Consider the following 18235-nt stretch of genomic DNA (forward strand, 5'->3'; position numbering starts at 1 on the left):
AAGAAGGGAATACAGATGTCGTCGTTTCTTATGCCTACGCGCCGTCGCGTTTTGAAGACCGCTGGCCTTGCTGCCGGTGCGCTTGCCACACCTGCGCTGATACGCTCCTCCTTCGCCGCCGGTCAGCTGACCGTCGCCGATGTCGGCGGAGCCCCGGGCGAAGCCATCAAGAAGGCCTTCTACGAGCCATTCGAAAAGGCGACCGGCATCAAGGTCGTCGGCGTCGCCCATGATCCGGATCCCGTCACGCAGTTCAAGCTGCAGGTCGACACCAAGTCCTATCTCTGGGATGTCTGCATGGTCACACCCGACCACGTCATGCGCCTGTCGGAAGACAAGCAGTATATCGCGCCGCTGGAGATCGACAGCCCCGACGAGGCCGATATCCTGCCGGGCATGCTGACTGACAACTGGCTGGGCTTTTCCGTCTTCGGGGCCGTCATGGCCTATCGCACGGACAAGTTCGGCGAGGCGGGTCCGTCGAACTGGTCTGAGTTCTGGGACGTCGAAAAATTCCCGGGCCGCCGCGGCTTCTACAAGGGCGCATGGGCGGCGCTCGAATTCGCACTGCTCGCCGATGGTGTCGCGCCGAAGGACCTTTACCCGCTCGACATGGACCGCGCCTTCAAGAAGCTCGAGGAGCTGAAGCCGCATGTTGCCGTCTGGTGGACCAGCGGCGCGCATAACACGCAGATCCTGCAGAACGGCGAAGTAGATGCCACCGATACCTGGTCGGCCCGCGCCTATGCGGCAACCGCTTCGGGCGCTCCGGTCAAGACCGTCTGGCAGGGCGGCTACAGCGTCGACGGCTGGTCGATCGTCCAAGGCGCGCCGAACACCGCAGCAGCCCAGGACTTCATCAAGTTCTGCATGAAGCCCGAGCAGCAGGCCGCCTATACCAGCATCGTCGCCAACGGCCCGACCAACAAGAAATCTTTCGACTTCATGCCGGCCGAACGCCGCGCGGTACTGCCGACCGCACCGGAAAACTTCGGCAACCTCTACGAAATCAACTCGAAATGGTGGTCGACAAATTACGATGAGGCCGTCGAGCGCATGCAGGAGTTCCTGCTTCTCTAGTTTCCCCGGTGCCCGGGTTCCCCAACCTGCCCGGGCATCCTCTTCGTCGGACGCCTGCGATGTCGCCACGACTTAGGGCGTCCGGCCCTCTTTTTTTTAATTTCGCCCACTCCCGGTCGGCGCACGACGTTTTTGCAAGAGCACGAAAATGAGCAAGAAGAAAATCGTACTGAGCTGCCTTTTCCAGGCCAACGGCTACCACAAGGCCGGCTGGCGCCTACCGGAAGCCGAAGCCGGCGCCGACACCAATATTGACTACTACATTCGCACGGCAAAGCGGCTTGAGGAGGGACTATTCGACCTGTTCTTTATCGCCGACACGCCGGCGACCCGTACCGAATATCTCGAGACTTGGACGAAGTCCCCAATCTATCAGAACGGCCTGGAACCGATCACCGTGCTGACTGCGCTCGCGCTCAATACCCGGCATATCGGTCTCGGCGGCACGGTCTCGACGAGCTTCTTCGAGCCCTTCAACATTGCCCGCCAGTTCGCCGCCCTCGACCATATCTCAAAGGGCCGCATTGCCTGGAACGTGGTCACGTCGGCAAACGACTATGCAGCGCGCAATTTCGGCCTCGATCGGCTGCCACCCCATGGCGAGCGCTACGAGAAGGCAAAGGAATGCGTCGCCCTGGTCAAGGCCTATTGGGATACCTGGGAAGACGATGCCTTTATCTTCGACAAGGCCAATGCCATGCAATTCGACCCGAAGAAGTACCACGTGGTCGATCATCAGGGGAAGTTTTTCAAGGTTTACGGTGGCCTGAACGTCGCTCGCTCACCGCAGGGTCACCCCGTCATCATCCAGGCCGGCGCTTCGGATGCGGGCAAGGAACTGGCGGCCGAAACGGCCGAGATCGTCTTTGGCACGGGGTCCAGCATGGAATCGGCCAAGGCATTCTACGACGACCTCAAGGGGCGCATGTCGAAATATGGCCGCGATACCAGCCAGCTCAACATCCTCTCCGGCTTCGATGCCGTCATCGGCGATACCGAGAAAGATGCCGAAGACAAGTTCCAGTATCTCCAGTCTCTGGTGCCGCCGGAACTGGCTGTCCTCTATCTGAGCATGGATCTCGAGACCAGCCTGCTCGACCTGCCGCTCGACGAACCGGTGCCGCTCGACCGAATTCCCAAGACCTCCAACAACCACACGGTCTATTTCAACCAGATCTCCGAGCTCATCCATTCGGGCAAGACCCTGCGCGAGATCAGCACCACCTATCGCCGCGGCAATCGCGTCATGCGCGGCACAGCCGAACAGGTCGCCGACTTCATGGAGAAATGGGTCGAGGCGGGCTGCGGTGACGGCTTCATGATGCCGATCGGCTACTATCCGGGCAATCTCGACGACTACATCGACAAGGTCATACCGATCCTGCAGGAGCGCGGCTCCTACAAGACCGAGTATACCGGAATGACGCTACGCGAAAACCTTGGCCTCATCCGCCCGGCCAACCGCTACGCGGCCGGCTGAGCGGCACGAACAGGCGGCCGCGCCAAACGGTCCGTCTGCCCCGAAATAGAGACTTTCACATGACAGCGGTTGAGACATCCCTTTCTTCCAAGCGCTCCGGGGCAGAAGGCCGCTTGCGCCAGTGGCTGAAGCCATCGCCTTTCTGGCTGGCGATACCCGGCCTGCTGTTCATCCTCGTCTTCTTCCTGGGGCCGACGATCCAGCTGATTTCCGTCAGTTTCTATGACAAGACAGGCGAGTTCTCGCTCGCCACCTATTCCAGACTGATCTCTTCGACGGTTTATCTCCGGGTGCTGAGCACGACCTTCGGCATCGCGTTACAGGTGACGCTCTGGTGCCTGCTGCTCGGCTATCCGCTTGCCTACTGGCTATCCGGCATGCCAGGCAGACGCCAGCGGATCATGCTGATGTTCGTCCTTCTACCCTTCTGGACCAGCGCACTGGTGAAGAACTTCGCCTGGCTTGTCCTGCTCGGCCGAAACGGCATCGTTGCCGCCATCCTCGAGAAGATCGGACTGCCCGGCGGCGATCAGCTGCTGTTCAGCCGTGGCACCGTGATCTTCGCCATGGTACACACCATGCTGCCGCTCGCCGTTGTCACCATGATGCCGATCATGAACCAGTTCGACCGGCGTCTGACCATGGCCGCCGAAACCCTCGGAGCAACCGGCGCCCAGGCCTTCTGGCAGATTTTCTTCCACCTCTCCGGTCGCGGCATCGCGACCGCCGGTCTCCTTGTCTTCGTCTCCTCACTCGGATTCTTCATCACGCCTTCGCTGGTCGGCGGCCGCACTGAGACGATGATCAGCCAGTTGATCATCACCCAGATCAACACGTTGCAGAACTGGTCCTTCGGCAGTGCGCTGGCTGTGCTTCTGGTGGTCGCCTCGCTGATCACTATTTTCATCTATGACCGGCTGTTCGGCCTCTCCTCGATCGCGGGCGAGGGCAAAAAGGGCCATGCCGACGGCAAGCTGCGTCGCTTCGGCCTTTTCGCCACCGGCTGGCTCGGCCGGATTTGCGCACGCGTCGAGCGATTCGTGGCCCGCAACTTCAAGGGCATTTCCGGCCAGGGCCTCTTGGCGACTTATGGCTGGATCGTGCTGATCGTCCTGCTGTTCCCGATCATCGGCGTCGTGCCCATGGCCTTTACCGAGGCGGACTATCTGACCTTCCCGCCGCAGGGCTTCAGCCTGCGCTGGTTCGAGGCCTATCTCTCATCGCCGGTCTGGGTGTCGGCGACCTTGCGCTCATTCGGCATCGGTTTGGCGACTGCAGTCATCACGGTAGTCGTGGCAGGTCTCGCAGCCCTCGGCCTTGCCCGTTCGAAGAGTCGGTTCGCCGCCAGCGCCTTCCTGCTGTTCATGGCACCGATGGTGGTCCCGCCGATCGTGATCGCCATCTCACTTTTCTATCTGTTCGCGAGCCTGTCGATGATCGCGACCGATAACGCGATCGCCATCGGCCACAGCGTCATTGCCCTGCCGATCGTCTTTGTCATCCTGCTTGCAGCCTTCAAGGAACATGACTGGCGGCTGGACCAGGCGGCCGCCACACTGGGCGCATCCCGTTTCAGGACCGCCCTCCGGATCACCATGCCGCTCGTCAAGCCCGGTCTCATCGTTGGCTTCGTCACCGGCTTCCTACAGTCCTTCGAGGAGCTGACTGTCGCCCTTTTCATCGGCGGCGGATTGAAGTCCACCTTGCCGAAGCAGATGTGGGACGACATTACGCTGTCCGTCAATCCGCGCATTGCGGCAGCCTCGGTTGTGGTCCTGCTGGTCGTCGTCATCCTGTTTTGCGCCATAGAATATTTCCAGCGGCCGGCGCAGACGCGCCGATAGCCCAGGCGATACCGACCTGAGACGAGATGTCGAATGCCCGCTGCGGTATCGTCGCGCCCAGCTCCAGAAAGTAGCGGTGTCGGGCGAGATTGTCCCAGCGGGCTTCCAACGCGTCAAGAACACGGCCCGCTGCAGAAATGTTGAACGGCCTTGTGGGGAAACATGTTTGGGTTGGCGGTCGGGTTTGCCGCCTTGGCGGCGGCTGTGTCCTCGCGGACTTGCCGATGGACGCTCACCCCCTCGCCCTGCTTCGCTCGCTCAGCGCATTGAACAGCCGGTCGGCGATGATGCCGATGAAGGCGATTGCCAGGCCCGCGACAATGCCGCGGCCGGCATCGGCCTTGGATAGGGCGATGAAAACCTCCTGGCCGAGATCGCGCGTTCCGATCATCGCGCAGATGATGATCATGGCCAGTGCCATCAGGATCGTCTGGTTGATGCCGAGCATGATTTCCGGCAGGGCGAGCGGCAGTTGCACGCGCCAGAACATCTGCCGCCGGGTGCAACCAGACACCAGGGCGGCCTCAATCAGCGACGGAGGTACCTGCCGGATGCCGTGATTGGTGTAGCGGATCGCCGGGACGACGGCAAACAGCACGGTGGCGATCATGGCCGTCACATCTCCGACGCGAAACAGCATGACGACCGGAATGATGAAGCAGAAGGATGGCAAGACCTGCAGCGTATCGATGATGGGCGTCACGATGCGGGCCACCCGATCGCTGCGCGATGCCATCAGACCGATCGGAACGCCGATCAGACAGGCGATGAAGGCGGAGATGCCGCAGAGATACACCGTCGACATGGTCTTTTCCCACAGGCCCGTCACGGCGCAGAACAGGGTGAGCAGGACGATGGTGAGGCTTAACCGCGGTCCGCCCAGCTGGAACCCGGCGAGGCCCAGCAGCAAAACGGCGCCCGCCCAGGGAAAGTTCTCGCAGAAGGCGCGGACGGGGTTGAGCACGTAGAGGATCAGGCTGACCCGGAAGACCTCGATCACGTCGAACAGGTTGACGGTCGCCCAGTCCAGCGCGGCCTTCCACATCGGCGCGGTGCTGAGCGTCATGGATTTCGGCAGCTGCGTGAAGGCCGGCACCCAGACGCTGACGGCGGTGGTGACGACCATAATGACGATGGCCAGCGTCAGGTTGGGATAGCGCCGCCAGAACGGGCCCGTCTTATCCGTCTCTGCGCTCGTCTTGGACTGGCGCGCCGCCATCGCCTGGCTGAGGCGGTCGAGCGCGATGGCGAGCGCCACGATGGCGAGGCCCGCCTCCATGGCCTCGCCGACCTTCAGCGCCCTGAGCGCCAGTAGCACGTCATAGCCAAGCCCACCCGCACCGATCATCGAGGCGATGATGACCATGTTGAGGGCCAGCATGATGACCTGGTTGACCCCGACCATCAGGGTCGGGCGGGCCGAAGGAATGAGCACCCGCCACAGCTTCTGCCGCTTGGTGCAGCCGGCCATCTCGCTGAAGTCTACGATGTCGGATGGCACGCGCGACAGTCCGAGAATGGTGGCCCGCACCATCGGCGGCGTGGCGAAGATGGCGGTCGCGATCATGGCCGAGACCGGGCTGTTTCCGAACAGCAGCAGCATAGGGATGAGATAGGCGAAGGTTGGAATGGTCTGCATCAGGTCCAGCGCCGGCGAGATCACCATCTGGTTCAACCACGGTCGACGCCAGGCGGCGACACCCACGAGCAGGCCGGTCAGGATGCAAAACGGCACCGCGATCGAGATGAGGCCGAGGGTGAGCATGGCGCTCGTCCACTTGCCAAACAGCGCGATATAGACGAAGCAACCACCGACGATCAGGGCCAGCTTGTCGCCGCCGAAGGCGCGACCTGCGAGATAGGCCGAGGCGCAGATGCCGAGCCAGGACAGACGCGGCAGGGTGATCGCCTCAGGCCCGTGGCCGATCTTGAAATTCTTGGCAAACAGATCGAGCGCGAATTCCAGCGGCACGCCGAGCGTGGCGGTGATGAGGCGGGTAAAGGTGCTGATATTGGTCTTCAGCCATTTCATGATCGCCGAAACCCAATCGGCGGCGGGGATGACCGCCTCGACCGGATATCTCACCGCGAAGGAAAGCGTGTCGCGCAGCAGGAAGAGGACGAGCACGGCGGTCAGTGCGGCAGCCCAGATCACCAGCCATTTCTGCACCGGCCGACCACCGGTTGCGTGAGCATCAGATGCGAGCAGCGCCATGGCCATGCTCCCCCTCGTCCAAGCCGGCGAGAAGGCCGATCACGGCATCCGGCGTGACTTCGCCCAGCAACAGCCCCCGCTCGTCGACAACGGAGAAGGGCTTGCCGGAATGAACGATGCGCGCGGCGAAACTGGAAATGCGGGCATTGGCGGCCACGCTGCCGCCGTGGTCGCCGTGGCTCACCGGGCGCATCAGGCTGCGGGCCGAGACCACCTTGGCGCGCTGCACGTCGCGGGTGAATTCGGCGACATAATCGGTGGCCGGCTGGATCACCAGTTCTTCCGGCGTGCCGATCTGGATGACTTCGCCATCCTTCATGATGGCGACGCGATCGGCAAGTCGGATCGCCTCGTCGAAATCGTGGGTAATGAAGACGATGGTCTTGTTCAGCACCGATTGCAGGCGCATCAACTCGTCCTGCATTTCCCGGCGGATCAGCGGATCGAGCGCGGAAAAGGGTTCGTCAAGAAACCAGATTTCCGGCTTGGTGGCGAGGCTCCTGGCAATGCCGACGCGCTGCTGCTGGCCGCCGGACAATTCCCGCGGATAGAAATGCGCGCGGCCGTTCAGCCCGACCAGTTCGATCACCTCGCGGGCGCGCTTTTCGCGCTCCGCCTTGCCCATGCCCTGGATGGAGAGCGGGAAGGCGATGTTTTCCAACACGTTGAGATGCGGCAGGAGGGCGAAATTCTGGAACACCATGCCCATGCGGTGGCGCCTGAGTTCGATCAGTTCGGCGTCGGAGATTTTCAAGAGGTCCTTGCCCTCGAACTCCACCTTGCCGAAGGTCGGCTCGATCAGCCGCGACATGCAGCGCACGAGTGTCGATTTTCCCGAGCCCGACAGCCCCATGATGATGAAGATCTCGCCCTGGCGGATTTCCAGGTCGACCTTGCGGACAGCGCCCACAAGGCCAGCCTTGGCAAGGTCTTCGGCGCTGGCCCGTCCATCGCGGGTTTCGATGAAGTGTTGCGCGTCGTTGCCGAACACTTTCCAGACGTTGCGGCAGGCCAGCTTGATCGGCCGCTGTTCACGTGTCACGCCGAGAGGCGTTGCGACGCTCGCATCAGCAATACTGTTCATGCGTATTCCTCGAAACCGTTGCTCACCAAGCCGGCCCCGGCCCTTTCGGACCGGAGCCGATGCCGTTTCAGACGGGAAGCCTATTCGGCCCAGGACTTCCAGGTCGCTTCATTGGCAGCGATCCATTCGGCCGCGACATCTTCGGGCGCCTTGCCGTCGAGGTCGATCTCGCCGCTCATCTTGTTGAGCACGTCGGTTTCGATCGTGTAGGCCTTGGCGACCTTGTAGGCGACGGGCCATTTTTCCTTCATGCCGGCCCACGAATATTTGAAGATATCGCCATGCGGCTTGCCGCAGTCATACTTGGCGTCGGGGTTCGATCCCCATTTCGGATCGGTGTAGCATTCCTTGGTATATTCGGGGAATTCGACCCATTCGCCCTTGTATTTGGCAGGAGCCCAGTGGGGAGAATAGACCCAGAGCATGATGGGTGCCTGGCGCTGATAGGCGGAGTCAAGCTCGGCGAACATCGCCGCATCGGTGCCGGCATGGATGACGGTGAACGGCAGGTCAAGGGAGACGACGCGCTCGTCGTCAAAGCCTTCCCAGGTGACCGGACCGCCAAGGTAACGGCCCTTGGGAGCGGTCTCGGCTGTCGAAAAAGCCTCGGCGCAGGCGGGTGCCTTCAGGGCCTCCCAGTTCGGCAGGCCGGGGCATTTGGCCTTCATATATTCCGGAAACCACCATTCTTCCTTGGCCTTGGGGCCAAGCGGGCCCAGGTTTTCGGTCTCCTTGGTCGCGTCGGAGGCAGCCATGGCTTCGCCCGCCGTGGTCGCCCAGAATTCCATGCCGATCGTCAGGTCACCGTTCGTGAGGCCGGTGGTCAGGCTGGAGAGATAGTCGGCCGTGGGATATTCCACGGTGTAGCCGAGTTTTTCCAGGATCCCGCCATAAATCTTGGCATTGAGATTGACGCTGGTCCAATCGAACAAGGCGACCTTGATGGGATCGCTCGATTCCGGCGCCTGCGCGAAGGCGATCGGCGCCATCAACGATGCCAGCGCCAGAGCGACGACCCCAGAACCCACCTTGGAAACCATTCTGCTTCTCACCATGCTAAATTCTCCCGTTAACTGCTGAAATTCCCCGAATTTTTCTATTGGACGACGTGATGCGTCCATATCGACGCACCTGCCCCTGCGATCCTGGCGGCGCCGCGCGGGCATGCATAGTCAAACGCTCCTGGAGACGCGGAGGTGTCATTGACGACATGAGACCTGCAGGTCCCAAAAGCGCCGCCTCTTCTTTCGTCAGAAGAATACTATTACACTCTCAGTAACATTTCACAACGCTGAAAACGGTGAAAAGGGCGGATTTCGCCCGGATTTGGCGGCCTTCACCGACCTCCGATGCGTTCTGCCGCAATGATCGGCGGATTGCCTTCAACAGGGCAGAGTCTGCCTTGTCTTTATGCAACTCGATCGCGATCGGATCGCGATGGTACGGCAAAAGAAACAGGCCTGGCGGTTGGCAATCGCCGCCATGTCGGTGATACTCGCGGCAATCAGAACCGTTTGAGGAGGAAGGGGCATGCGCCCAGTCGATCCGGCAGACCGCAGGGTTGCCAATATCTATTCGGCCGATTTCGAACCGTTCGTCTTCGAGGATGGCACTGTTCTCGGAGACAGCGTGCTGCAGTTGGACGATCAGTTCCCGCTCGGCGTCGGCTTCCATGTCTATCGCATGCCGCCCGGAATGACGACGCGGCCGCATCGGCACAATGGCACCGAGCAATTCCTGATCCTGGACGGTGAATTGGTGGACAATGACGGGACCGTCTTCCGCAAGGGGGATCTGGTCTGGTTTCGTGACGGGACGGAACACAGTTCACATACTGCGACAGGCTGTCTTCTCGCCGTTCACATCACCGAGCTGGAAACCACGGTGGAATAAAGCCCACACTGAAGGGAAATAAATATTCCTATCGGTTTAAATTGGCGTTTGCGACGCTACGGGCGGATGGTATAGCATTGCCGGATTGGATGACGTCCTGGGCGCATGGAGGCTCCGATGCCCATACTGCAAAGAGACCCCGCAGGGCTTCCTACGGGTTTGCTGCCACCGCAACCGAGCCGGATTCTCAGACCCGGAATGCCGTCTTTGCCAGCCGGACTTGAGCGCTATCGCGTGCGCGGCTGCGGCTCGGTGGTGATCCGGGTATCGGCCGGCGACCGGGTGACATTGGTGGATGTCGAGGGCCAGCAACCCTGCGAGGTGAGCTTCATCGGCCCCGACGGTCGCTTCGACGCGTCTGGACTTGGCTGCGCCTTCACCAACCAGGCCGAAGGCATCAAGGCCATCCTTGGCTCCGCCGACGACAGCGCCCTGCGCACCTTGGGAGCATTGACGCGCCGCGGCGCCGATCTTGCAAAGGCCGGCGCGCTTCGGCTGTTCGGCAGCCAATCCACGCCTGGAAGCCGCGCAGAGCTGACAATCGCCCGCGATGGCCTGCTGATCGTGGCAGCCCCTGGTGACGCCATGCAGCCGGGCAACCAGGATACGGCCACGCCGATCGAACTGCGGGTCCAGCGCGTCAGTCTTGAACGCTCCTATGCGCAGATGCTGCCGGAACCGATGGCGGATTCCGTGCAGGAAATCCGGGTCCGGGCGGCCACAGCATCGGCCTATTTCGTCCGGGCCGGCGAGTTCATCCAGATCATCGACGTGTCAGGCCGGCAATGCACCGATTTCCAGGCCTTTTCCGCCCGCAAGGTCGACAAGGGACTGGATCTGGCGCTTGACTCGACCGTGACGCGCACCCTGCTCGGCCGCAGCTATCCGACGCCCGGCCTGCCATCCAAGGCCTTCGACCGGGATTTTGAACCGCTGGTGGAGATCGTGCAGGACACGGTGGGTCGCCACGACGCCTTCGCGACCGCCTGCAATTCCCGCTACTATGACGACATGGGCTATCCCGGCCACGTGAACTGCACGGACAATTTCAACGCGGTTCTCAAGCCCTATGGCATCCCGCCGCGCAAGGGCTGGGAGGCGATCAACTATTTCTACAACACCCATATCGACCACAATAACCAACTCTATCTCGACGAGCCCTGGTCGCGGCCGGGGGACTATGTGCTGATGCGGGCGGTCACCGACCTTGTCTGCGTTTCCTCCTCCTGTCCCGACGATATCGACGCCGCCAATGCCTGGAACCCGACGGATATCCATGTCCGCACCTATTCCGGTGCAGAAAAATTCTCACGAGCCGTGGCCTATCGCATGACCCCAGATTCCGATGCCGAACTGACCCGAGAAACCGCCTTCCATGCACGGTTGTCGGCCATGACCCGCGATGTCACCGAATATCGCGGCTACTGGCTGCCCAACAGTTTTGCCGACCATGGCCCGACCGCGGAATACTGGGCCTGCCGCGAGGCGGCCGTGCTCATCGATCTTTCGCCGCTGCGCAAATTCGAGGTGACGGGCCCCGATGCCGAGGCCCTGCTGCAATATTGCCTAACGCGTGACGTGCGCAAGCTCTCAACCGGCCAGGTCGTCTATTCGGCGATGTGCTACGAGCATGGCGGCATGATCGACGACGGCACGCTGTTCAAGCTCGGCGACAGCAATTTCCGCTGGATCGGCGGCGACGACCAGAGCGGCATCTGGCTGCGCGAACAGGCAGAAAAGATGGGCTATCAGGCCTGGGTGCGCTCCTCGACCGACCAGATGCACAATATCGCCATCCAGGGACCGAAGAGCCGCGAGATTCTGAAAGACATCATCTGGACGCCGGCCAAGCAGGCTCCGATCGCCGACCTCGAATGGTTCCGCTTTTCCGTCGGCCGCATCGGTGATTTCAACGGCGCGCCTGTCGTCGTGTCGCGCACCGGCTATACCGGCGAACTCGGCTATGAAATCTTCTGCCACCCGAAGGATGCCGGCGCGGTGTTCGACGCGGTCTGGAAGGCAGGCGAGCCCCATGGCCTGAAGCCGATGGGCCTTGCGGCACTCGACATGGTGCGCATCGAGGCCGGGCTGATCTTCGCCAATCACGAATTCACCGACCAGACCGATCCTTTCGAGGCCGGCATCGGCTTTACCGTGCCGCTGAAATCCAAGGGCGACGACTTTATCGGCCGCGACGCGCTGATCCGGCGCAAGGACACTCCACGCCAGGTTCTGGTCGGCCTCGACATCGACGGCAACGACGCCGTCGGCCATGGCGACTGCATCCATATCGGCCGGGCGCAAGTGGGTGTCGTAACCTCCGCCACGCGCTCGCCGATCCTGAAGAAATCGATCGCCCTGGCGCGGCTAGATACCCTCTACGCAGCCCCCGGAACGCAGGTCGAAATCGGCAAGCTCGACGGCCAGCAGAAGCGCCTGCCGGCCATGGTGGTGCCGCTGTCGCATTATGATCCGCAGAAGAGCCGCGCGAGGTCCTAAAGCGTGTCGCCGCCGAAGGCGCAAAGCCTTCGGCTAGCCGAGCGGGTCGTCGCCAAGGCCACCGTTTTCGACGATCGAACGGAGACGATCGGCCACGGCGCCGTCCACAGGGTTGTAAACGACCAGAAAGAGGTCGGGCCTGCCGTCAACGGCGAAGCCTGAATATTCCAGCTCGACGTCACCGAGGACAGGGTGTTTGATTCGCTTGGTTCCCTCGCCAAGCGCCGCAACTTCATTTTCGCGCCATAACGCGTCGAATTCGGGGCTGGCGCGGCAGAGTTCGTCGACGAGGTCGGCGATCTGCGATGTCGCGCCCGCCCGCGCCGCATCCGCTCTGAACGAGCCGACAACGAAGCGTGCCATGGCCTCCCAATCGTGCTGGTGCCTGCGGACCGCCGGGTTGCAAAACAGCAGACGGAGAATGTTTCGCTCGCTAGGCGCCAGACGGCCATAGTCGGTCATCACCACCGCGGCGGCGCGATTCCAGGCCATGACATCCCAGGCGGCCGTTCGGACCAGGGCCGGGCTCGTAACCAGGCTGTCCAGAATGCGCTGCAGCCGCGGGCTAATGCCTTCGACGGGATGAAACCGGACTTCAGGTGGGCGGCCGAGGCCGAGAATGAACAGGTGCTCGCGCTCAGGCTCGGTCAGCATGAGACCGTTGGCGATCCGATTGAGGACATCCGCCGACGGTGCGCCACCGCGCCCCTGCTCAAGCCAGGTGTACCAGGCCGGACTGATGTTGGAGCGTTGCGCGACCTCTTCGCGGCGAAGGCCGGGTGTGCGTCTGCGGCCCGAGAAGCCGAAGCTCGCGGGATCGAGCTTTGATCGACGATCCCTCAGGAAATTGCCCAGGGCGTTGGTCTCGGTCACGCTATCCTACCAGTTATTATAATACGATAAGGTCACTACTTTAACACCATAAATTCTAGCGCGATAGAGGGAGCTGTTCAACAAGGAGATCATGACATGCGTATCTTTCTCACCGGTGCCACTGGCTTCATCGGCTCGACCGTGCTTGGGCAACTGCTAAAGGCAGGCCACCAGGTCACCGGCATGACCCGCTCCGACGCAGGCGCGCGCGCGTTGCAGCAAGCGGGCGCAGACGTCCACCGTGCGACGCTGGAAGAGCCAGACACCATAAGGAGCGGTTTGGAAAAGGCCGATGCCGTCATCCATACGGCATTCGACCACGACTTTTCCCGGTTCGTGGAAAATTGCGAGAAGGATGGTCGCGTGATTCAGGCGATCGGCGAAGCGCTGAAAGGCTCAAATCGGCCATTGCTGATCACGTCAGGCACCGGGCTCGGCAATGCAGACCTGGGGGAACTGGCCGTGGAGGACATCGCCAACTTCGAACACCCCAATCCGCGCGTTGCCTCGGAACTGGCAGGCCGTGCGCTTCTCGATGCCGGGGTCAATGTTTCGGTCATGCGCCTTCCGCAGGTCCATAACACCGTCAAGCAGGGCCTGGTCTCGCCGCTGATTGAGATTTCCAAGGCCAAGGGCGCCTGCGCCTATATCGGCGAGGGGAAAAACCGCTTTCCCGCCGGCCATCTCGACGACGTTGCCCTGCTCTACAGGCTTGCGATTGAACGGGGCGAGCCGGGCGCCCGCTATCACGCCGTCGGCGAAGAGGGGGTCACGACGCGCGAGATTGCAGAAGCGCTCGGACGGGGCCTGAAACTGCCAGTCGTTTCGCTGTCACAAGAAAAGGCTGCCGACCATTTCGGTTGGATGTCGATGTTCGCGGCACTGGATTTTCCCGCGTCCAGCGCCAAGACGCGCCGGATTCTCGGGTGGAACCCCGTCGGCCCCGGCCTGATCGCTGACCTTGACGCCATGGACTATCAAAACCTGGCGGCTTGATTTTGCGCCGCCGCTGTCGTTTTGGGCTGGGCCGGCCGTCCGGCCCAGCTTCCAGATAGGACCGCGAATCTTCAGTTCCGGAGATACGCCTCAAGCGAATCGTCGAGCTCTTCCAGCCACGGCGTATGGTGCGTCGGCGACAGGGTTCCGGTCATCAGCGAGCGGTAGGCATTGTTGCGGAAGCCCATGATGTCCTCGGCCTTGTGGTGTTCCCACTCCATGAAGGTCTTGTTGGTGGCCTCGATATCGAACGAAGGATAGTCCGTCGCATCGATCAGTTCCTGGACATAATCGCCCTGGAACCAGATCATCTGCTCGGCATCCTCGAGCGTTTCCTCGCGAGCCCGCCATGTGTCGAAATCGGCCTGGAGTTCGGCTTGCGGAGGCAACGTGATGCGGCCCATAATGATGTCCCTGACATACCAGGCCTGGGCGTCGAACATATTGAACGTGTAGAACTGGTCCTGCATGCCGATGTAGAACAGTTTCGGGTTCTTCTCGAACTGCACGCCCTTGTAGAGCATGTCGGCCCACATGCGGTTGGCGGTGATCAGCCGCAGGCTGTCGGGCAGGAACGGGAAATAATGCTGGTAGCCGGTGCAGAGAATGATGGCATCGACCTCTTTTGTCGTGCCGTCCTTGAAGAAGGCCGTCTTGCCCTCGACCTTCATGAGCAGCGGCCGTTCCTCGAAACGTTCCGGCCAATTAAAGCCCATCGGCTTGGAGCGATAGGAGGTGGTGACGGATTTCGCACCGTATTTCCAGCATTGCGAGCCGATGTCCTCGGCGGAGTAGGAGCGGCCGACCAGCAGCACATCCTTGTCCTTGAATTCCAGCGCGTCGCGGAAATCATGGGCATGCAGGACACGGCCGCCAAAGCTTTCGAAGCCTTGAAAGTAAGGCACCTGCGGCGTGGAGAAATGGCCGCTGCAGACCACGACATAATCGAACTCCTCGTCATAGACGACGTCCTTGACCCGGTCATGGGCGCGCACGGTGAATTTTTGGGTCGCCTCGTCGAAGTCGACCATGCGGACGGGCGTGTTGAACCGCACCCACTTCTTCACGTCGGCCTTTTCAACGCGGCCCTTGATATAGTCCCACAGCACGGCGCGCGGCGGATAGGAGGCGATCGGCTTGCCGAAATGTTCCTCGAAGGTGTAGTCGGCGAATTCGAGGCATTCCTTCGGGCCGTTCGACCAGAGATAGCGATACATGCTGCCGTGGACCGGCTCGCCGAATTCGTCGAGGCCGGTGCGCCAGGTATAGTTCCACAGTCCGCCCCAGTCCGCCTGTTTCTCGAAGCACACCACTTCCGGGATTTCGGCGCCCTTTTGCGCCGCCGACTGGAAGGCCCGCAATTGCGCCGTTCCCGATGGTCCGGCGCCGATGACTGCAACTCTGGTCATGTCTTGTTCCCTCATTTCTTGTTGTATCGTCAATTGTAAGGGTGGCCCCTCACCCTAGCCCTCTCCCCGTAAGGACGGGGAGAGGGAACCTGCTTGAGCGGGCCACGAGTCCCTTCTCCCCGTTGAAACGGGGAGAAGGTGGCCGGCAGGCCGGATGAGGGGCCGCGACGTCTCCCCTTTGTGAGGCCTTCCTTGCTAATCCGGCCAGAAACCCGGACTGGTCGGCGCGCCGTCGTCGTATGTCGACAACCACTCCACCGTCGTATCCCGAAACCGCGTCAGGCCCTTGTAGTCGACCAGTTCCGGCGGCAGGTTTTTCAGCACCCGCGGGAAGCGGCGTGCCCATTTCGGCACGGTCACCAGTTCGTCCATGCTGATCAGGTAGCAGCGGATCACGAACAGGATGGCGTTGGAGCGCGGCAGTCGCCACAGGCTCTGCAATTCCACCCGCAGATGCACTTTCGAGCCGACATTGTCCGGCGTCACGGTCGTGCGGTCTGTGCCCCATTTGGGATAGTTTTCCGGGCTGGTGTCGAGCCGCGGATTGATCGTCATGGTCCAGTTGAACCGCCGCGTCGGCTTGCCCTGCTGCAGGTTCAGAAGGAATTTCAGCGCCCGGTCGAACACGCCAATCTGGTGGGCGAGCGGTACGGGGCCGTGCCATTCCATGAAGTTCATGCCGATGTCGAAATCCAGCGACCAGTCCGCCTGGGTGGTCACCATGCCGGCATCCATCCACAGATTGTCGTTGCGTTGATCGACAATGCAGAAATCGCCTTGGGCCTGGCGGGTGATGTATTCCATCGGCGGATACGGCAGCGTCGACGCATCACCGAAGGTGAAGGTATCATCAATGCCCATGGGACGGTTGATCCATCGCCACTGATCGCCCTTGCGGATCAGGGTGAAATGATCGGGATAGCCCGCCGCCTGCTGCTCCATCAGCAGTTCCAGCGTATCCCATTGCGCCAGCATCATGTGCGGCAGGGCCTGACAGCGCAGTGGATCTTCCTTCAGCACCAGCGCGCGATCGTGCATTTCGGCGAGATAGTGCTCGTCGACGTCGATCAGGCTCTCGTAGATCGTGCCAGCCTTGCCGAGCACATGCGGCTCCATGTTGACCGAATACATGTAGTCGTCGCGGTCGAACGGAAAGGGAAAACGCCGGATATTGTCCGGGCTGTTGCGATAGGTGAAGTCGTCGCGAAACGTTTCCTGCTTGAAGGTGATGGTCATCTGTCCGGCTCCTTGAAACTCAAGCGCTGCGTAAGCGCTCCGCGATGTGGCACTACAGTTGAAGAACGAGTTGCTGTCCTTTGAAGCGAGAGACGCAGATCATGACCTTGTTGCCCGCCCGCTTCTCTTCGTCGGAAAGATAGATGTCATTGTGCTGCAACTCACCGTCGCAATGCGATACGCCGGTCTCGCACTGGCCGCAGGCGCCGCCGCGGCACATGTAGGGCGCATCGATCCCGGCGGCTTCGATCGCCTCCAGCACGCTCTGATGCTCGCCGACGGTGATCGAGATCTGCGATTTTTCGAGGAAGATCTTGAACGGCTGGCCGGTCGGCGGGGCCAGAAAGCGTTCGGAATGCAGGTTTTCGCGCGGCCATCCGGCCTGCGACCCGCTCAACAGCACGGCATCAATCATGCCGGCGGGGCCGCAGACATAGAGATGCGTGCCAAGCGGCTGGTTGTCCAGCAGTTGCGGCAGCGGGATCTGGTCGCCCTCGGCGTCGAAATAGACCTTGACCCGGTGCCCGCCGTAGCGCGTGAGCAGGTCCTGCCAATAGGCACCCGCCTGGCGCGAGCGCATGGCGTAGTGCAGTTCGAATGGAGTATTGTCCCGCTCGAATTGGGCCGCCATGGCCAGGAAGGGCGTAATGCCGATGCCGCCGGCGACAAGCAGATGCTTGCGGCCGCGATGATCCGCCGGAAACAGGTTTACCGGCTGGCTGACAATGAGTTCATCGCCTTCGCGGACCCGATGCATGAAGGCCGAGCCGCCGCGGGAGTTCTCGACCGCCAGCACGCTGATCTCGTAGCCGGATGTGTCATGGGGCGCCGACATCAGCGAATAGGGATTGCGCCTGAGCAAGCCGCCATCCTGCATCGACACCACGACATGGGCGCCGGCGGAAAAGACCGGCAGGGGGGCTCCATCGCGCCGCTCCAGCCGGATGCGCCTGATCTTTTCGGCCACGTCGGTGGCAGCGACGACGCGGACCGGAATTTCCGTATTGATACTCACGAAAAAAGCTCCTCAGGCTCGGGCGCCGTGCCGGGGTCCTCGGCGTCGATATTGACACCCTGGAAGGCGGCCAGCCGGCGGGAGTAATGGTCGCGCACCAAAAGCGGCAAATGGCAGTGGCTGCATTTGAACGGGCTGGCCGTGACGTTTTCCGTTATCCCCTTGCAATGCACGCATTGCACGCGTCGGGCCCGCGAACCGCGGTGTTCGGTCGGGATCGAATGGAAATCCATGCCGAGATCAAGCGCGATCTGCATCGCCTGCCCGATGAAGCCCTCGGTGCCGGCAATATACAGCCGTGTGCCCATGGTCGCATTGGCCAGCGAGCCCTTGAGGCGAAACAACAGCGTGGCGATCGTCGGGCCCAGCCAGATCATATCGGGCTTCAGCGCAGCGAGGCCAACGTGGTGATCCTGCCCCTGGGATCCGCCAGCCGTATAGAGCACCTCGCTGCGGGCGAGGATCGTGGCGGTGAGTGCCTCGCCCTGTTCGATCAGCGCCAGGGCGCCCTCCCCTTCCAGCGCGAAGACATGCCGCCTGGCATGGGGATCAATGGCGATCCCGGGATAGGTAGGGCGGCTCTTGATACCTGCAACCAGCATGACGGCGCC

General features: G+C 61.7%; 14 protein-coding genes. 6 read left to right on the forward strand and 8 right to left on the reverse strand.

Annotated elements, in window-relative coordinates; genetic code table 11:
- The first annotated feature begins 15 nt into the window (after positions 1-15).
- The 3 genes from HGO38_RS12285 to HGO38_RS12295 all read left to right on the forward strand — a co-directional run bounded on the left by HGO38_RS12285 (position 16) and on the right by HGO38_RS12295 (position 4404).
- On the forward strand, positions 16-1080 hold the full coding sequence (locus HGO38_RS12285) for an ABC transporter substrate-binding protein (protein ID WP_250956176.1): 1065 nt from the start codon (positions 16-18) through the stop codon (positions 1078-1080).
- A gap of 148 nt (positions 1081-1228) precedes the next feature.
- Complete coding sequence (locus HGO38_RS12290) at positions 1229-2560, forward strand: LLM class flavin-dependent oxidoreductase (RefSeq protein WP_250956177.1); 1332 nt, start codon at positions 1229-1231, stop codon at positions 2558-2560.
- A 59-nt stretch (positions 2561-2619) separates the two neighbouring features.
- A complete protein-coding gene (locus HGO38_RS12295) occupies positions 2620-4404 on the forward strand; it encodes an ABC transporter permease subunit (RefSeq protein WP_250956178.1) in 1785 nt (594 codons plus the stop codon).
- Positions 4405-4636: 232 nt separating this feature from the next.
- Here the strand turns inward: HGO38_RS12295 and HGO38_RS12300 are convergent, their stop codons facing one another.
- From HGO38_RS12300 to HGO38_RS12310, 3 genes are all read right to left on the reverse strand, one after another.
- Positions 4637-6619 (reverse strand): ABC transporter permease, encoded by a 1983-nt coding sequence (locus tag HGO38_RS12300; protein ID WP_250956179.1) that lies wholly within the window; start codon positions 6617-6619, stop codon positions 4637-4639.
- Positions 6600-7703 (reverse strand): quaternary amine ABC transporter ATP-binding protein, encoded by a 1104-nt coding sequence (locus tag HGO38_RS12305; RefSeq protein ID WP_250956180.1) that lies wholly within the window; start codon positions 7701-7703, stop codon positions 6600-6602. The genes HGO38_RS12300 and HGO38_RS12305 overlap by 20 nt, the downstream gene beginning before the upstream one ends.
- A gap of 80 nt (positions 7704-7783) precedes the next feature.
- A complete protein-coding gene (locus tag HGO38_RS12310; RefSeq protein ID WP_502941546.1) occupies positions 7784-8758 on the reverse strand; it encodes an ABC transporter substrate-binding protein in 975 nt (324 codons plus the stop codon).
- Between the two features lie 475 nt (positions 8759-9233).
- Here HGO38_RS12310 and HGO38_RS12315 point away from each other — a divergent pair, with 475 nt between their 5' ends.
- Positions 9234-9596, forward strand: coding sequence for a cupin domain-containing protein (locus tag HGO38_RS12315; protein WP_250956181.1), 363 nt, complete (start codon positions 9234-9236; stop codon positions 9594-9596).
- Positions 9597-9713: 117 nt separating this feature from the next.
- Complete coding sequence (locus HGO38_RS12320; protein WP_502941547.1) at positions 9714-12095, forward strand: trimethylamine N-oxide demethylase; 2382 nt, start codon at positions 9714-9716, stop codon at positions 12093-12095.
- 33 nt (positions 12096-12128) lie between these two features.
- Here the strand turns inward: HGO38_RS12320 and HGO38_RS12325 are convergent, their stop codons facing one another.
- Positions 12129-12968: a helix-turn-helix transcriptional regulator gene (locus HGO38_RS12325; RefSeq protein ID WP_250956183.1), complete on the reverse strand. Its 840-nt coding sequence runs from the start codon at positions 12966-12968 to the stop codon at positions 12129-12131.
- A 96-nt stretch (positions 12969-13064) separates the two neighbouring features.
- Between HGO38_RS12325 and HGO38_RS12330 the strand changes: the two genes are divergently transcribed.
- Complete coding sequence (locus HGO38_RS12330) at positions 13065-13964, forward strand: SDR family oxidoreductase (protein ID WP_250956184.1); 900 nt, start codon at positions 13065-13067, stop codon at positions 13962-13964.
- A gap of 71 nt (positions 13965-14035) precedes the next feature.
- Here the strand turns inward: HGO38_RS12330 and HGO38_RS12335 are convergent, their stop codons facing one another.
- The 4 genes from HGO38_RS12335 to HGO38_RS12350 all read right to left on the reverse strand — a co-directional run bounded on the left by HGO38_RS12335 (position 14036) and on the right by HGO38_RS12350 (position 18226).
- The gene (locus HGO38_RS12335; RefSeq protein WP_250956185.1) at positions 14036-15373 is read right to left on the reverse strand and encodes a trimethylamine monooxygenase; all 1338 of its coding nucleotides are present in this window, start codon (positions 15371-15373) and stop codon (positions 14036-14038) included.
- Between the two features lie 195 nt (positions 15374-15568).
- Entirely contained in the window at positions 15569-16609 is a 1041-nt protein-coding gene (locus HGO38_RS12340) for a heme-dependent oxidative N-demethylase family protein (protein ID WP_250956186.1), read from the reverse strand.
- A 52-nt stretch (positions 16610-16661) separates the two neighbouring features.
- Positions 16662-17624: a PDR/VanB family oxidoreductase gene (locus HGO38_RS12345; protein ID WP_250956187.1), complete on the reverse strand. Its 963-nt coding sequence runs from the start codon at positions 17622-17624 to the stop codon at positions 16662-16664.
- On the reverse strand, positions 17621-18226 hold the full coding sequence (locus HGO38_RS12350; RefSeq protein WP_250956188.1) for a dimethylamine monooxygenase subunit DmmA family protein: 606 nt from the start codon (positions 18224-18226) through the stop codon (positions 17621-17623). The genes HGO38_RS12345 and HGO38_RS12350 overlap by 4 nt, the downstream gene beginning before the upstream one ends.
- Positions 18227-18235: the final 9 nt, after the last annotated feature.

It is taken from the genome of Rhizobium sp. CG5 (genome assembly GCF_023701945.1).
GTDB lineage: Bacteria > Pseudomonadota > Alphaproteobacteria > Rhizobiales > Rhizobiaceae > Allorhizobium.

Excerpts from the sequence above, each read along its gene's own strand:
- HGO38_RS12285 (WP_250956176.1), top strand. The coding sequence starts at position 16 with ATGTCGTCGTTTCTTATGCCTACGCGCCGTCGCGTTTTGAAGACCGCT.
- HGO38_RS12290 (WP_250956177.1), top strand. The coding sequence starts at position 1,229 with ATGAGCAAGAAGAAAATCGTACTGAGCTGCCTTTTCCAGGCCAACGGC.
- HGO38_RS12295 (WP_250956178.1), top strand. The coding sequence starts at position 2,620 with ATGACAGCGGTTGAGACATCCCTTTCTTCCAAGCGCTCCGGGGCAGAA.
- HGO38_RS12300 (WP_250956179.1), bottom strand. The coding sequence starts at position 6,619 with ATGGCGCTGCTCGCATCTGATGCTCACGCAACCGGTGGTCGGCCGGTG.
- HGO38_RS12305 (WP_250956180.1), bottom strand. The coding sequence starts at position 7,703 with ATGAACAGTATTGCTGATGCGAGCGTCGCAACGCCTCTCGGCGTGACA.
- HGO38_RS12310 (WP_502941546.1), bottom strand. The coding sequence starts at position 8,758 with ATGGTGAGAAGCAGAATGGTTTCCAAGGTGGGTTCTGGGGTCGTCGCT.
- HGO38_RS12315 (WP_250956181.1), top strand. The coding sequence starts at position 9,234 with ATGCGCCCAGTCGATCCGGCAGACCGCAGGGTTGCCAATATCTATTCG.
- HGO38_RS12320 (WP_502941547.1), top strand. The coding sequence starts at position 9,714 with ATGCCCATACTGCAAAGAGACCCCGCAGGGCTTCCTACGGGTTTGCTG.
- HGO38_RS12330 (WP_250956184.1), top strand. The coding sequence starts at position 13,065 with ATGCGTATCTTTCTCACCGGTGCCACTGGCTTCATCGGCTCGACCGTG.
- HGO38_RS12335 (WP_250956185.1), bottom strand. The coding sequence starts at position 15,373 with ATGACCAGAGTTGCAGTCATCGGCGCCGGACCATCGGGAACGGCGCAA.
- HGO38_RS12340 (WP_250956186.1), bottom strand. The coding sequence starts at position 16,609 with ATGACCATCACCTTCAAGCAGGAAACGTTTCGCGACGACTTCACCTAT.
- HGO38_RS12350 (WP_250956188.1), bottom strand. The coding sequence starts at position 18,226 with ATGCTGGTTGCAGGTATCAAGAGCCGCCCTACCTATCCCGGGATCGCC.